Annotated in this window: 11 protein-coding genes, 1 tRNA gene and 1 pseudogene; 7 read left to right on the top strand and 6 right to left on the bottom strand. The window is 32.9% G+C overall.

Annotated features, from left to right (window positions below):
- Positions 1 to 437: pseudogene (locus tag HMPREF2647_RS10205) on the top strand (LLM class flavin-dependent oxidoreductase); the annotation flags it as partial.
- Between the two features lie 70 nt (positions 438 to 507).
- Here HMPREF2647_RS10205 and HMPREF2647_RS10200 read toward each other — a convergent pair.
- Positions 508 to 1,884, bottom strand: coding sequence for an amino acid permease (locus HMPREF2647_RS10200; protein ID WP_070813082.1), 1,377 nt, complete (start codon positions 1,882 to 1,884; stop codon positions 508 to 510).
- 307 nt (positions 1,885 to 2,191) lie between these two features.
- Here HMPREF2647_RS10200 and HMPREF2647_RS10195 point away from each other — a divergent pair, with 307 nt between their 5' ends.
- The 4 genes from HMPREF2647_RS10195 (at position 2,192) to HMPREF2647_RS10180 (ending at position 6,228) form a co-directional block, all read left to right on the top strand.
- Complete coding sequence (locus tag HMPREF2647_RS10195) at positions 2,192 to 2,812, top strand: nitroreductase family protein (RefSeq protein ID WP_017174732.1); 621 nt, start codon at positions 2,192 to 2,194, stop codon at positions 2,810 to 2,812.
- Between the two features lie 208 nt (positions 2,813 to 3,020).
- On the top strand, positions 3,021 to 5,030 hold the full coding sequence (locus tag HMPREF2647_RS10190) for a catalase (protein ID WP_048680502.1): 2,010 nt from the start codon (positions 3,021 to 3,023) through the stop codon (positions 5,028 to 5,030).
- A gap of 244 nt (positions 5,031 to 5,274) precedes the next feature.
- The gene (locus tag HMPREF2647_RS10185; protein WP_070860037.1) at positions 5,275 to 5,808 is read left to right on the top strand and encodes a VOC family protein; all 534 of its coding nucleotides are present in this window, start codon (positions 5,275 to 5,277) and stop codon (positions 5,806 to 5,808) included.
- Positions 5,809 to 5,934: 126 nt separating this feature from the next.
- Complete coding sequence (locus tag HMPREF2647_RS10180) at positions 5,935 to 6,228, top strand: hypothetical protein (RefSeq protein ID WP_019835036.1); 294 nt, start codon at positions 5,935 to 5,937, stop codon at positions 6,226 to 6,228.
- A gap of 215 nt (positions 6,229 to 6,443) precedes the next feature.
- Here HMPREF2647_RS10180 and lip read toward each other — a convergent pair whose 3' ends face one another.
- The 3 genes from lip to HMPREF2647_RS10165 form a co-directional block, all read right to left on the bottom strand.
- Entirely contained in the window at positions 6,444 to 8,732 is a 2,289-nt protein-coding gene (gene lip / locus HMPREF2647_RS10175) for a YSIRK-targeted triacylglycerol lipase (protein WP_070860035.1), read from the bottom strand.
- A gap of 393 nt (positions 8,733 to 9,125) precedes the next feature.
- Positions 9,126 to 10,637: an MFS transporter gene (locus HMPREF2647_RS10170; RefSeq protein WP_017174736.1), complete on the bottom strand. Its 1,512-nt coding sequence runs from the start codon at positions 10,635 to 10,637 to the stop codon at positions 9,126 to 9,128.
- A gap of 152 nt (positions 10,638 to 10,789) precedes the next feature.
- A tRNA-Lys gene (locus tag HMPREF2647_RS10165) sits at positions 10,790 to 10,880 on the bottom strand.
- Between the two features lie 218 nt (positions 10,881 to 11,098).
- On the opposite strand from HMPREF2647_RS10165, the gene HMPREF2647_RS10160 reads away from it, so the two are divergent.
- A complete protein-coding gene (locus tag HMPREF2647_RS10160; protein WP_070860033.1) occupies positions 11,099 to 11,971 on the top strand; it encodes a trypsin-like serine peptidase in 873 nt (290 codons plus the stop codon).
- A 121-nt stretch (positions 11,972 to 12,092) separates the two neighbouring features.
- Positions 12,093 to 13,013 carry a hypothetical protein gene (locus HMPREF2647_RS10155; RefSeq protein WP_070548108.1) on the top strand — a complete coding sequence of 307 codons (921 nt, stop codon included), beginning with the start codon at positions 12,093 to 12,095 and terminating at the stop codon, positions 13,011 to 13,013.
- 26 nt (positions 13,014 to 13,039) lie between these two features.
- Here the strand turns inward: HMPREF2647_RS10155 and HMPREF2647_RS10150 are convergent, their stop codons facing one another.
- Complete coding sequence (locus HMPREF2647_RS10150; protein WP_049419884.1) at positions 13,040 to 13,915, bottom strand: HTH domain-containing protein; 876 nt, start codon at positions 13,913 to 13,915, stop codon at positions 13,040 to 13,042.
- A 118-nt stretch (positions 13,916 to 14,033) separates the two neighbouring features.
- Entirely contained in the window at positions 14,034 to 14,888 is an 855-nt protein-coding gene (locus tag HMPREF2647_RS10145) for an oxidoreductase (RefSeq protein WP_070860031.1), read from the bottom strand.
- Positions 14,889 to 15,044: the final 156 nt, after the last annotated feature.

Genomic DNA, 15,044 nt, shown 5'->3' with positions numbered 1-15,044 from the left:
CACTTGAAAAACGCAAGAAACAATTATCTAAAGCCATTGGTCTAGATATAAGTGAGTGGACACTAGATGAAGTCGTGCCATCATTACCACCTTATGATGCATTAGAGAAAAAAGTTGTAAAATCTGTGTATGAAGCGGTACAGCGTGCTGTTATGACCGAACACCTTACCTTACGCGATGTATTAGATCGATTTGGTACTTGGGTAGGACATAAAACGATAGTGGGGACACCGGAACAAGTAGCGGATGAAATGATTGAATGGTTTGAAAAAGAAGCGTGCGATGGTTTTATGTTAATGTCACCAACATATCCAAACGCATTTGAAAAATTTATTGATTTAGTCATTCCAGTTCTTCAAGCGCGTGGCGTGTTTAGAAAAGAATATGAAAGCCATATGTTAAAAGATCATTTAAATATAAATACAGAGAAACTATAATTAAGCTTATTTAATAGATATCTTGAAAAAGACTTCCTCCATTAGGAGGAAGTCTAAAATGTTCTTTATATTATTCCATTTTAACTTTCGCTTTGTCTGATTCTTTTTTATATTTTTGATACATAATCCAAAGAATAATTGCCCATACGGGTATAAATAATACTCCAATTCTAGTTGAACTGTTAATTAATAAGATAATAAAGATAAATGCGAAGAAAGCTAGAATCGCAAATGCCATATATTTTCCGCCAGGCATTTTGAACTTACTATCTTTGTGTAATTCAGGATTACGTTTGACATAATTTAGATAGGCAATCATGATCAGTGTCCAAATTAAAATGTTCAATACTGTTGAAAATATCGTAATTTGCACGAACACTTTTGTTGCATCTTTAAATATTGCATTTAAAATAACTGAAATACTTAATAAGCCGCATGTGACTAAAATAGCATAGTGAGGTACACCATGTTTATTTGTTTTATGCAAGAATGGTGGGCCTTGTTTACGACCTGCTAAACCGAACATTGTACGACTATTTGCGAAAATACCACTATTACATGATGATGCGGCTGCAGTTAACACAACGAAATTGATAATTCCTGCAGCAAATGGAATACCAATTAATCCGAATAATTTAACATATGGACTGTCTGCTGGGTTTAGTTTATCCCAAGGTACTACAGACATGATCACTGCTAATGAGCCAATATAGAAAATTAAAATACGCGCAGGTACATTGTTAATTGCTTGAGGAATCGTTTTGTGTGGGTTTTTAGTTTCTCCAGCTGTAATTCCAATTAACTCAATACCAATAAATGAAAAGATAGCCATTTGGAAAGCCATCAAGAACCCTTGAATACCATTCGGGAAAAATCCACCTCTAGACCAAAGGTTCGTTACGCTTGCTTGCCCATAAGAGGTTTTCATTCCAAGCACAATCATCACAATACCAACAATGATTAAGGCTACAATTGTTATCACTTTAATAATTGACAGCCAGAATTCTAACTCTCCAAATAGCTTTGCACTGAATAAGTTCAAAGCGACTAATACTAAGATAGTAAATGCCGCTGTTAGCCAGTTTGGTACTGTTGGATACCAATATGAAACATATTTAGCAACTGCTGTCACTTCTGCCATGCCTGAAATAATCCAAGTTAACCAATACGTCCATCCGACCATAAATCCAGCAATTGGTCCAATATAATGATGGGCAATATCCCCAAATGATTTGAATCCTAAATTTGATAAGAGGATTTCTCCCATTGCTCTCATAAACATAAATAATACAAAACCGACAATAACATAAGTCAATAAAATAGACGGTCCGGCTAAATGTACAGATTCACCTGATCCAAGGAACAGTCCTGTGCCAATTGCGCCACCAATAGCGATAAGTTGAATATGTCTATTACTCAATTCTCTTTGCAGTTTATCTTCTGCCATAATTTTCTTCCCTTTCCTGAGTAACCTTATGACTGAAACTTTATGACTGAATCCAATACCCTTTGTTATAACATAAATAATTTTTTAAAACTTCAAATTATTTAATTTGTTAAGTTTAAGAATACCCTATTTAGTTAATGTTAATCAAATAATAGTTTAATAGATAAGTGTTAATACATTATTAAATATAGTTAATAATGTATTAAATTGAGTATCTTTTTAAATCTATAAGCAAATTACTTCTCTTTATTTTCAATTTATTTAATAATCTAAGTTACGTAATTAAAATATGAAAGTAGGGAAATGAATGAACGATTTTAACGAAATATTAGAAAGTAGAAAATCTGTTAAAGGATTTGATCCAAATTATAAAATTCCACATGACGAAATGAATGAAATCATTAGCAAGGCAACAAAAGCACCTTCATCAGTGAATATGCAGCCATGGCGTTTTGTTGTTGTAGAAAGTGATGAAGCGAAAGCAAAATTACGCCCGTTAATTCGATTTAATACATCACAAAATGATACATCTTCAGCGATGATTGTTATTTTTGGTGATTTACAATGTTATGAGGAAGGCGAATTCATCTATAACAAAGCAGTTGAAGAAGGACATATGCCTCAAGAAGTAAAAGACCAAATATTACCTTTTGTAATGGATACTTACAAAAATAGTTCACGTGAAGTTATGAGTGACATCGTAAAAGTGGATAGTAGTTTAGCTGCGATGCAATTAATGTTAGTTGCAAAACAATATGGCTATGATACGAACCCTATCGGTGGTTTTGAGCATGACAAAATTGGCGAAGCATTCGGATATGATTTAGAACGTTACGTTCCAGTGTTAATCGTTGCGATTGGTAAGAAAGAAAAAGAACCTCATACATCATATAGAATGCCAGTTGATAAGGTAGTAGATTATCAATAATTAAAGTTTAATATAAAATATCAAAAAATATATTTCCATAAACGATTATAAAAGAAAGTTCTTTAAATAAAAATTTATGGGAATATATTTTTTCTTTAAAATGATTAATTCTTTTATAAATGGGAATAACTAACTGTATTCCGTAATAAGGAAACAATGTACATAACAATGTATTTACGATACCAATCTATATCTAGGAGAGATAAGTATGGATCAATCAAACAAAAACAAAAAACAACAACAATTAGATGAGTTAAGAAAAAATAATGATGGTACAGCAATGACTACAAATAGTGGTATGAAAGTAAGTGAAGATGAACATTCACTTACAGTAGGGGATAGAGGTCCGACTTTACTAGAAGACTTCCACTTCCGTGAAAAAATGATGCACTTCGACCATGAACGTATTCCTGAACGTGTGGTACATGCTCGTGGATTTGGGGCACATGGTGAATTCCAAGTGTATGAAGATTTAAGTGAATATACAAGTGCGGATTTCTTAACACACCCTGAAAAAACAACACCTGTCTTTGTGCGTTTCTCTACTGTACAAGGTTCTAAAGGATCTCCAGATACAGTACGTGACATTCGTGGTTTTGCTACTAAATTCTATACTGATGAAGGTAACTTCGATTTAGTAGGTAACAACGCGCCTGTATTCTTTATTCAAGATGCAATTAAATTCCCTGACTTTGTACATGCATTAAAACCAGAGCCACATAATGAAATGCCACAAGGTGGTTCAGCACACGATACATTCTGGGATTTCATTGGTCAAAATCCTGAATCTATGCACGCAGTATTCTGGGCAATGAGTGATAGAGGTATTCCTAAAAACTTCCGTCAACAAGAAGGTTTTGGTGTACACACATTTAGACTTGTAAATAAAGAAGGTCAATCTTACTTTGTTAAATTCCACTGGAAACCTAAACAAGGTTTAGAAAGCTTAGTATGGGATGAAGCACAAATCTTACATGGTAAAGACATTGATTTCCATCGTAAAGATTTATATGAATCAATTGATAAAGGTGACTATCCTGAATGGGAATTAGGCTTACAAATTATCAAACCTGAACAAGAATTTGACTTTGATTTTGATATTTTAGATCCAACTAAATTATGGCCAGAAGATCAAGTACCTGTGAAAATCGTAGGTAAAATGACATTGAACCGTAATGTAGATAACGTTTTTGCAGAAACTGAACAAGTTGCGTTCCACCCTGCGCATATCGTTCCAGGTATTGATTTCTCTAATGACCCATTATTACAAGGTCGTTTATTCTCTTACACAGATACACAAATTTCTCGTCTTGGCGGACCAAACTTTAACCAAATTCCTATTAACCGCCCAGTTGCAGAAGTTCATAATAATCAACGTGATGCAATGCATCAATCATATATTCATCAAGGTCAAACAGCCTACCATAAAAATGGCTTGAACAATAATAACCCTCATACAACACCTAAAGAACAAGGTGGTTTCGAGCATTATCATGAAAAAGTAGAAGGTTATAAAGTACGTCAACGTAGTGATAGCTTCAAAGATTACTATACTCAAGCTAAATTATATAAAAACAGCTTAACTGAAGCAGAACAACAACATTTAGCCGATGCCTTTTCATTTGAAATTGGTAAATGTAAATCACCAGAAGTAAAACAAAATGCTGTTAATCAAATTAATAAAGTTGATCGTAAATTAGCTGAATACGTAGCAAACAATGTAGGCGTAGAAGTTCCAGCAGAAAATGAAGAAGTGCAATCAGATGCTAAAGATAGCCAATTAACATTAGAAAAATTTGATATTCCATTAAAAGGACACTCTGTAGCAGTGCTTGTAAATGGTGATATTAGCGCTGAAACATTAAAATCATATGCAGAAGTATTTGTTAACAACGACTTAAACTATGCATTTGTTGGACAAACAGCTAAAAATCTTAATGATGATGAAATTGGTATTACTGAAACTTATAGCACAGCAAGTTCAACAGTATTTGATAGTGTAATCGTTCTTTCAGATGGTAAAGAGATGTTACCGACTGCTATTGACTTTGCTGAAATGAGTTATAATCATAAAAAACCTGTTGTAATCACTGAAGAAGCGAAAAATGTATTACAAAGCAATCGTATTGATTTAGATGCGCCTGGTGTTGTAGTCTCTAGCGAACCACAAGCTATCCTTGACGCATTCAAACGTTACAGATATTTCGATAGAAAATAATGAATGAGTTTTTGAAAAAGCCTGAGACATAATGAGTTGTCTTAGGCTTTTTTAATATATTGGCAGTCGATGATTGAATTGAACATGCGTTTGTTCCAAATTTTTTTCAATTGTAGTCTCGGCGTCCAACATACAGACTTTCAATAAGAAAGTCTACGTCCAATGCAAGTTGAAGATACGTTACTGAGGTGAACGACAAATTCAAAATGAATTCTGTCTTGCACCTTTTGATTAAGGAGGAGATATGATGAATCGAGGTATTAATCATATCGGTCTTACGGTTCCTAGTATTGAAGAAGCCACTGCTTTTTTTAAACAGGGACTAGATGGAAAAATTGCATATGATAGTCAAACTAAAAAAGATGAGCCAAGAGGTGGCGAATATGTCGAGCATATCTTAGGGCTAGAAAAAGGAGCTTTAATTATTCATAAACGCATGATGGTGTTTGGTTGTGGTCCTAATATTGAAATGTTTGAATTCCAACACGCGCAACAACATGAACCACAATCACTACAAGATATAGGTTTTACACATATTTCTTTTTATATTGAAAGTGACGCATTTGACCATGTATTAGAGCGTGTGAAACAGGTAGGAGGAGAGCCATTATCTGAACCACATTCTAATACAAAATATGAGGATACAGAGAATAATAAAACCGTTTATATTCGAGCGCCATGGGGAAGCTTAATCGAACTTCAAACTGTACCTAATGGTTTTTACTATCCTGATGATAGTGAAGCGAAGGTATTTATTCCTAAAAGCAATGATGAGTAATAAAATGGACTCAATCATGCATAGAGTTTTTCGACAGTGACGATTTTGTGTATTTTTTCTCGAAACAGGGTAATAAACTAGAAAGCCTAGCAAAAGGTTTAATGACAGTTTAAGGGAGTAGAAAAAATGATTGATATTCAAATTCAAAAATGTGACTTAATTGAAGTCATTGGATCAATAATTAATGAAAAAGTTGAAGTTGAAAATCAAGATGCATGTGAATATTTAGCAACTGAAATTGTGAATGGATTGGAAGATTACAATAGTGAAGAAACTCAAGCCAATAATTTATTAGGCTTGAACAGTGAATTACGTCATGAAGTCAAAGAATCAAATCACGCAAAAAAAGTAATCCTTTCAGCAAATGAAGAAGCATTCTCGTCAAACGATAATAATGTAGATGTACATTCACCTAACTAGATTGAAAAACTTACCACACTTTATAACATCATTTTCTTCTAAATTTTACATAATAAAAAGCACTTCCTAACGAGTGAAAATGTCTTCATCTCATTTGGAGGTGCTTTTATTTATATTAAATTAGAAAAATAATGCTTTAACTATTCTGAAGAAAGAACCAAGTAATTGAAAGAAATCACCAGACATTAGACAACCACCTTTCCATAAAAATGATATTAAGCTTCGTTAGTTGACGTTAGCGCTTCTGTTTGAACTAAATCATCAGCTAAATCATACCAAAACTGCTGTAGTTCTTCTCGCGTGCGTTTTGTATCTGTACTATCTTGACCTACAAAATCGACATGATCCCAGTCGTGTTTAGTAGGCGTTACTTGCCAAATGCCTTTTTGATTTGTATCTGTTGCTTCCGTATAAGCTTGATTGAAAGGATGTTGAGATGAAATCACAGATACAAGACCATCATTTTCTCTCCATTCTTTTTCAGTGGCTTTACCAATCAGATTTGCTGTCACTGTGAATGGTAAGAAGAGATTGTAATCTGCTTTATGTTTACCAAATAATGTAGAGTGTGTTGCTTCGCCTGTGTATGTTTTATAAACGATATTTGGATTAAGTGATGTTTTGCGGTTAAGATCTGTCGCACCATCACGTGTTAAATCGTATAGAGCATTATCTTTCGTTTGCCATAACTTAGATGTTTTAGTACGTGAAAGGTATGATAAATAAGATTCATCAGGTTGTTGTTTTAGACCCCATTGAGACAGACCGAAGTCTACTCGAGAGTTTTTATTGCCTAGTCGCTTACCTAAATCAAAGGCGATTTGACGAACGATGGCTTCATTACCTATTTTATCAGAGGCATGTGTACCATTATGTGGTGTGCCTAGTGTTGTGATTGAAGAAACCATATTATCATGATTACCTTGGAATAATGGAGAAATGTCGCCTCCGTGTTCTTTTTGGTATTCAATTTCTTCTTGACTACCATTTCTTAATAATTCTTCTAATTGACGAACAGTTTGGCCTCCCATACTATGACCAACTAGATGCACTTTTTGACCAGGTTGCCAATCTTTATAAACACCTTCGTATGTTTTACCATAGCGTTCATGACCATATCTTTCTGCATGTGCAGCACCATAATCTACAGTACCACCTTTAATATAGTAATAAAGTTCAACAGCACGATCATAGTTACTACCAAACGCACTGATACTTGCTTCATAAGCGTTATAACCATTTTGTTCTAAGTCTTGACGAATGTTTAATTTATCGCCACCCCAATAATGTGATAAAACATTAGGATTAATATCATCTGTAAATCCATTAAAACCATGAACAAGAATAATTGGGTCTTGGTTTTTGTATTGACCTTGTTTAGCAACTTTATTAGTTTGATCTTTTGTTTCTGTTGTACCTTGTTGTTGAGATGTATTATTTGTTGTTGCTACTCCATTGTTAGCTAATGTCTCTATGCCGGCTTGTGAATTTTTTTGATCTTTAGCATCTTTATTTCCAATAGTTTCATTTGTTGTACCATCAATTGAGATCGCTTCATCTTTAGTGTTTAAAGTATTCTCTGTAGGTGTAGTAGAATCTGTTGGTTGTTTAGCTGTCACTGTTTGTTGTGTTTCAGTTGTGTCTACAGTATCATTTGTTTTTCCAGTAGACGGCGCCTCTACGTCATTATTTTTTATTGCATCTTGATTTACATTTGAATCTTGTTGAGTTTTTGATGGTGTTAATTCTTTACTCTCTGTTAGAGGTGTTGACTGAGATGTTTTTGTTGAATGACTGTCAGTTGTTTTTGAAGTATTGTCTTTTGTAGATGATGTGTTGGTTTCAGCAGTCGTTGTTTGAGTTGTTGAATGGTCATGAGTTGTTGTTTTCTCTTCTGTCGGACTTTCATTTGTCACGTTTTCTGAAGAGTGAGATTGATTTTTAGTAGTTGACGTTTCAGTTGTGTTATCTTTTTTATCTGAAGTGATTGTGTCTTTTTGAATTGTGTCTTTAGTATTATTTTGAGATTGCTCAGAAAACGCTTTGCTCTCTTTTGTTGAAGATGATTGTGATTCATCTGAAGGAGTTTCTTTAGTTAATGCGTCTTCAGATTGATTTGATTGATGTTTAATAGTTTGATCAGTTAGGTTATGTTCAATTGTTCCTTCATTAGTATTTAATTGATCAGTGCTATCTTTAACTTGAGTTGAAGCTTTGTTTTCATTATGTAAGCGTTGTGCTTCATTTTCATTAGTTACTGATTGAGATGTAGAAGTAGCTTGTTCGTCAGATTGAACATTGTCTTGTTGTGTTTCTTGATTATCAGATTGTTTTTTATGATCCCCAATAGATTGTGCTACAGCTGATTCAGGATTTCCCACTTCCTGATGTGTTTCTGCTGCCTGTGCAGCACCGCCTCCCATAAATAGCAATGTCGCTACTAAAATGGATGATGCACCCACACTGAATTTACGAATACTGTATCTGTTTTCACTTTTTTTCATAAATAGCACCTCTATTAATTGTTTTTTGTTATAAAATATATAGATTAAATAAAAATATTAATTATTGAACGTGGAATAAATCCGAAAAGTTTACTAAATATCGCTTTAATATTTTCCAAAGTAACCATCCTTTCTTAACAGACAATTTAGAAAGCGTTTACAAATATGGCGAAAAATTGTCGTATGTAGAACAGAGCTACATACGAGATTCAACCATCAACGTTGTCTATTGAATGTAAATAGATAGTAACGCTATATGAAAGCGTTGTCAATAATCTGTCACAATTACATAGAGTAAATGTACATTTTAAGGATATATGAACTTGAAATGTGTAATAACATCGTAAACTAAGGAGCGAAATCCTAATAAAGTAAACTGTTCCTTAAAAATCATTACTTGTGTATATTCAAATGTAACTCGGGGTTTTTAGGCGAACGAGGTGGTGTAATACGTCTCCCTTTTCCAAGAGACATTTGGATAATCGATGATACTAACATAATCGAATTGAAAATAATCATTAGTAGAAATACTTTATGATCAGCATCAATAGCAATATCTTTTATACGCTTAATATAAATTGAAGTGTTTGTAATATTTTCTGTATAAACAGATTGTGTTCCTTTTTGAATATTATATTTAATCAGATAGGCAATCACTGGAACAAGAAATGCTGCCGCGTAGTTACGTATTGTGTGCATCGTTTGAGAACGCTGACCAGCTTGAAGTAAATCGCCATCTAATAATGTTGCCATAGCACCACTTACAAGTGTCATACTTGCACCAAAACCAAGTAGGAAACCTTGAATATAAAGTAAATGAATATTTACAATATCATGTAAAATCATCCAATGAACACTGACATAAAGTAATGCTGATGAGCCTAATGTGCCTAAAACACCAGCTCCCACTGCACTATAGATAAACATTTTAATAAATCCTGTCACAATGACACCTATGAAAAAGAATAAATAAAAATGTAAAGATATAGTGAAAGGTAATTTTAAGATTCTAATTATATACACATTAATTCCTGCAATACCACATAATAAGGCTAAATGTGAAGATATAGCCATTGTTGCACCAACAAGTGGTTTCTTTGTTAATAACGTTTTAAAGTGAACAAATGGATGTTTTGCTTCGTGATTAAAAACTACAAAATTTACAATGAATAAAATTGCTATAATTAGGATAGGCCAGACCCAGAGAGACCCGTACCCTTTTTGTGTAAGCATCCCCATCGGTAGCGTAAGAGCAATCGTACTAAGAACTAATGAAATAATCATAGGACGACTAATATGAATAGGTTCAGAATGTTGATATTCTTCTTTTGTTAAGAATATTGAACCTAAAATAAGACATAAGATAGCTGAAATAATATTAATAATAAAGATCCAATGCCAACGATCTAATTCTAAAGATAGACTACCTGATAGACCTCCCAATGCATTTGCGCCAAATAAACCTACAATAACCATTAATAAGAATACATTGCGGTATTGTTTAGGGAAATTGAGAAAGAGTTTTGGTAAAAGTGTGAAGAATAAGACGCCGGTACTTAAACTTTGTAACCCTTTAGCAATAGATAAAATAATTAAGTCGAAGGAAAAAAGCCCAATAATCGAGCCGATTAAAAATAGAGTTACAAAGAATAAAAAATTACGTCTAAACCCGAATTTGTGTGTCAATGTATGTCCAAGTGGCACGCCAAGTGCAAAGGCAAAGTTAGCAATCACAGAAGGTATAATGAGATATTGAGAACCTATACCAAATGATGTTTGTAAAATACCTTGATTTAAACTATAAGCCAAATTTGAAAAATATTGTGAACCAATGCCGAAGATAGTTAGTATGCCAAGTATTGATATTTCTAGCATTTTTCCTTTTTTAGATGACCAAAAGTCCATTTTTTTCACTCCGATATATGAATATGGTGTATCGTCATTTCGCAACTTAACTATTGTACTCTTATAAATGGGAAAAATAAATAAGAGTGTTTTATATATAAAATATGAAATAAAAAGAAACCTAAGAATTTAATCTTAGGTTTCTTAGATAGCGGAGGGAGAAGGATTTGAACCAACGCGAGCTAAAAGCTCCTACTAACCATAAAATGGTTAGCCTCTTAAGCCAGGCTTGAGTATCCCTCCATAATTTTACTTTAATACTATACTATATATTTTGAAGTTTGTAAAGAAAAATATTTTTTATGTAAATAATTTATAAATGTACATTAAAGTTAAAAATAAATTGTTTTATAAAAAAGACGCATACTGTCCTTTGTTTGTTTTATAATATTGATGTACATATTTTATTTTAAACATAAAACCAATTCATTTTTAAATGGAAGAAAGCAGGGGACAAATTAATGCTAAAATCTAAATTTGGTAAATCATTAGTAGCGAGTGTCGTTATTGGTGCCAGTGTACTAGGATATTCTGCCCAACATCAAGAGGCTAAAGCTGTAGAAACCAACTATTATTATGACGGGATACAAAGAGGATCATATCAAGCGTATTTAAAAGCGAAAAAAATTAGTAACAGCAGTATTTCAATCCAACACTATCCAAATGCCTCACAAAATAATTTAAAGGCGATTGGCCGTGTATCTAATTTAAATGGCTGGAAAAAAGGCTCTCGCGATGCATCTGTAAGAAAGCAAGATTCTATGGGAACAGGAACAGTGATTGGGGCACATACATTTGTAACCAATGCACATGTTATCGATGATCAATATGGTCGTGCAGCGGCTCCGAAATATATTAAATTTCAAATGAATCGTGATGGAAGTCGTATGCCATATGTTTTCCAAGCAACAGAAGTGATTAAAGTACCACAATATGATATTGCAGTGGTTCACACAAAACAAAATATGTCTAAATATGTGAAACCAGTTAAAATTGCAACGGATTCAGAGATTAAACAATTGAAATTCAATTCGCCACTTTATTCATTAGGATATCCATGGCAATATAACGACAACACAAAAGCGTATTTTAATAAACTTCGTGTAACTCAATTCTCAACAAATGGTACAGAGATTCAAACGAAAGATATTTTTAGATCAGGTGCTTCAGGCTCACCAATGTTAAATAGTACATTTACAAAAATGTATGGCTTAAGAACATATGGATATAACTTAATGGGTGGTTCAACGGATGCTTATGCTAAACAAGAAATGTCTGGTGGCGAATCGTTTAAAGGATATGCTGGTCGTTTCGTACGTCAACATATTAAGTAATTAATATAAAAAGTACATGCTTTAGATAATGAAGTGTGTACTTTTTCATAACGACATACAGTGTCTGTTTAATATTGTAAGTTAAGGTATATATTTTTTTATTTTAAAAGGAGCGAAACAAATGAAGAAACATTACTTAGCTATCGGCGCTATAACGGCGACAACTTTACTTGCAGGTTGTGATTTAGGAGATATGATTGGGCTCAATAATTCTAGTGAAAAATCAGAACATACGACATCACAAAGTAACCAATCATCAAATAAAAACACTTCAGATAATGATAACAATAATACCCAACAAGATAGTAATAAAAGTTCAAATGATAACAATCAACAAGAAAATAAAACAAATAGTAATGTCGACAACTTATCTCAAGCTGAAAAAGTAGCGTTAGCTTTAAATGATCCTTCAGTGTCAGATTATGCTATTAACGCAAATGAATTAAGAAATCATAGTTATCTTGAACAAGGAAATGTGAGTAAAATTCATAAAAATATTGATACATACAAACTAGCTTCTATGGATTATCCTATTAATGGTTCACCATCTGGAATGGTATTTTACAGCGCATCTCCTTCGAGAGGAGCTTTTGTAACAGTTATTGGAGTAAGTAACGATAAAGTACTCGTAGCAGGTACACAATACGATGCAAACTATCAACAATTAAGAGATAACGGTAAAGAATTGGATGTAAGTACATTATATGATAAATATAATAATTCTGATTATGAAGAAATAGCAAAACAAATAGTATTTGCAGGAAGTCAAACATCGTTAAATACTGATTCTGACAATACATCTTCTGACGAATCTTCATCTACTGAAAAAGTGACACGTGCAAATGTCATTGATAAGGTAGAAGATTATGAAGGTCATCAATTAGATACAGATACGTACACATATAAAGAACCAGAACAAGATGAAAACGGAGATTGGGGATTCTCAATTTTAGATAAAAATGGAGATTTAGTTGGCTCATATATCGTTACTTCTGACGGCATAGTGACAAAATATGATGAACATGGAGATCCAATTGATTAATAAAAAGCAACAGCTGATTTTAATGGTCAGCTGTTGTTTTCTGTGTAAGTACGTTTAATTTCATCTAAACGCTCAATAAAACTATCGATATATGATTCCGGAGCAATAATTTTTGCTAAAGGAGCAAGTTGATAAGCAATGTAATAAGCATCAAACCGTGTGCAATTTACCCATGCCAAAATGGTGTCTTCATTACGTGAAACAATCTCTTTAATTGAAAATTGTTGTTTAAATTGATTCCAAATGGTTGTACTCATTTCAAATAATACTGCATTATTCGCGAAGTCTTTAGAAAATTTTGTATCTAGAACGTGTAAGGATTGTATCGATTTCAAAGAAACGGTATGTATTTTATGTTGAAATTCGTAAGTAAACCAATAATCATAATGCATATACAAAATAGATAACGGTTTAATAGTCATTTTGTTATGATCTACTTCAATACGCACTCTATGTTTATTGACGATGGCTTTTTGAAGATCCATTAATCGTTTTCCAGGAAGTAAATCATCACGTACTTTGAATTGATGTAACATCGTCATCAAAATATGTTTATCTTCTATTCTGACAGACGACAGCGCATGTAAGAAAAATTTGTAAATATCGTAATGAAGAATAGGTGTGAGACTTTGTAACTTAATGAGTAAACTTAGTACACCAAGACTTTGTTTGTTCGTAGTATCATGGGTGAGTTCATAACCACCTAATTGATAATTATAGACAATTTTAGTATGATTGCTTCTCCAAAAATGACTTTCATAAAAAAATGTATTAATTGTATTAATATCACGTTGAATAGATTTTTTGCTGACATTTGTAAAGCGATCTAAGTCTTCTTGAGTGACAACATGACCATTTAATAATAATGTCAAAATATTAAGTATACGTGTTGCTTTATCCAAAGATATATCTCCCTTTTATTAAAGTGAAAAAATTTTCAAAAATAATGATATAGCTTGTAATAGAGTTTGTTACTATATAATTTGACAAAATATTAATAGTTAAACATTGATTTTAACATTAATATTGAATGGATAAAGAATGGTGAGACCGTAATAATGCATAAACTGTATCTAACGATGGCGTAGAGAGGTGATGTGTTCTAGCCTTACGGTAAATAAAACCTTGAATTGCTTCTACTTCAAGGGGCTGATGATTTATAACATCATAATACATACTTGTCCCCATATGATCTGGATAACCAGCATAGATATGCATAATATCTTCAACAATCGTGTCGGGTAATGTAATACCTTCTGCCATAGCGACTTGTTTACCTTCTTCTAATAAGCGTGTGCATAATTGATAGACTTCTGAAATTTTTAAAATTTGTGCAGTGTTGCCACCTAAAGCAGTAATCGAATTAATACCAAGATTGACAAGTAATTTATACCAAATCGTTGTTTCTATGTGATCTTCTAATATAAGTTCTATTTTAGTATATTCTAAATAGCGTTTAAGTTGTTCAGTCCGATGATCATGCTGAATATGCAAACGGGAATCTCTGAAATGGGTCACTTCATCGTCTTTTTTCTGTCCACTAATATAGACCACAGCTTGGTAGACATGTTTAAATGGTAAAGTTGAACGCAAACCATATCCATTTTGAGCTAAGATAATCGTTGTCTCATCATGAGTAAGACGGTTTAAGTCTGGAACTAAAGATTCAAGTTGATGCGTTTTGACTGCCACGATAATCACATCGAAGGAGTTAGTCATAGACTTAATATCTTTAACAATGACATGTTGATTTGCAGGTTGAAAGTAAATGGACTTATTTGTTCTTCCAAGTAATGTGATATAAGGTAATACTTGTTGTAATTCGTAGGCAATCGTCGTACCTACAGCGCCTGGTCCAATAATCGCAATACGCATTTATAACTTTCCTTTCTTTAAAATATTACATATAATTATACGTGATATTATTGAGATAATGTTATAGGAGATCGATAAAATAATGAAAAATTTGTCAAAACTTATGGAAATGAAGCAAAATGGTACAAAAATTTCAATGGTTACAGCATACGATTA

Source organism: Staphylococcus sp. HMSC035D11 (assembly GCF_001836075.1).
Lineage (GTDB): Bacteria > Bacillota > Bacilli > Staphylococcales > Staphylococcaceae > Staphylococcus > Staphylococcus hominis.
Note: the sequence above shows the minus strand (reverse complement) of the source record. Positions and strands in the feature narration are given on the sequence as shown.

Coding starts and splice junctions, on each gene's coding strand:
- HMPREF2647_RS10170 (WP_017174736.1), bottom strand. CDS start 10,637: ATGGACTTTTGGTCATCTAAAAAAGGAAAAATGCTAGAAATATCAATA.
- HMPREF2647_RS10185 (WP_070860037.1), top strand. CDS start 5,275: ATGATGAATCGAGGTATTAATCATATCGGTCTTACGGTTCCTAGTATT.
- HMPREF2647_RS10160 (WP_070860033.1), top strand. CDS start 11,099: ATGCTAAAATCTAAATTTGGTAAATCATTAGTAGCGAGTGTCGTTATT.
- HMPREF2647_RS10145 (WP_070860031.1), bottom strand. CDS start 14,888: ATGCGTATTGCGATTATTGGACCAGGCGCTGTAGGTACGACGATTGCC.
- HMPREF2647_RS10200 (WP_070813082.1), bottom strand. CDS start 1,884: ATGGCAGAAGATAAACTGCAAAGAGAATTGAGTAATAGACATATTCAA.
- HMPREF2647_RS10155 (WP_070548108.1), top strand. CDS start 12,093: ATGAAGAAACATTACTTAGCTATCGGCGCTATAACGGCGACAACTTTA.
- HMPREF2647_RS10195 (WP_017174732.1), top strand. CDS start 2,192: ATGAACGATTTTAACGAAATATTAGAAAGTAGAAAATCTGTTAAAGGA.
- HMPREF2647_RS10190 (WP_048680502.1), top strand. CDS start 3,021: ATGGATCAATCAAACAAAAACAAAAAACAACAACAATTAGATGAGTTA.
- HMPREF2647_RS10180 (WP_019835036.1), top strand. CDS start 5,935: ATGATTGATATTCAAATTCAAAAATGTGACTTAATTGAAGTCATTGGA.
- lip (WP_070860035.1), bottom strand. CDS start 8,732: ATGAAAAAAAGTGAAAACAGATACAGTATTCGTAAATTCAGTGTGGGT.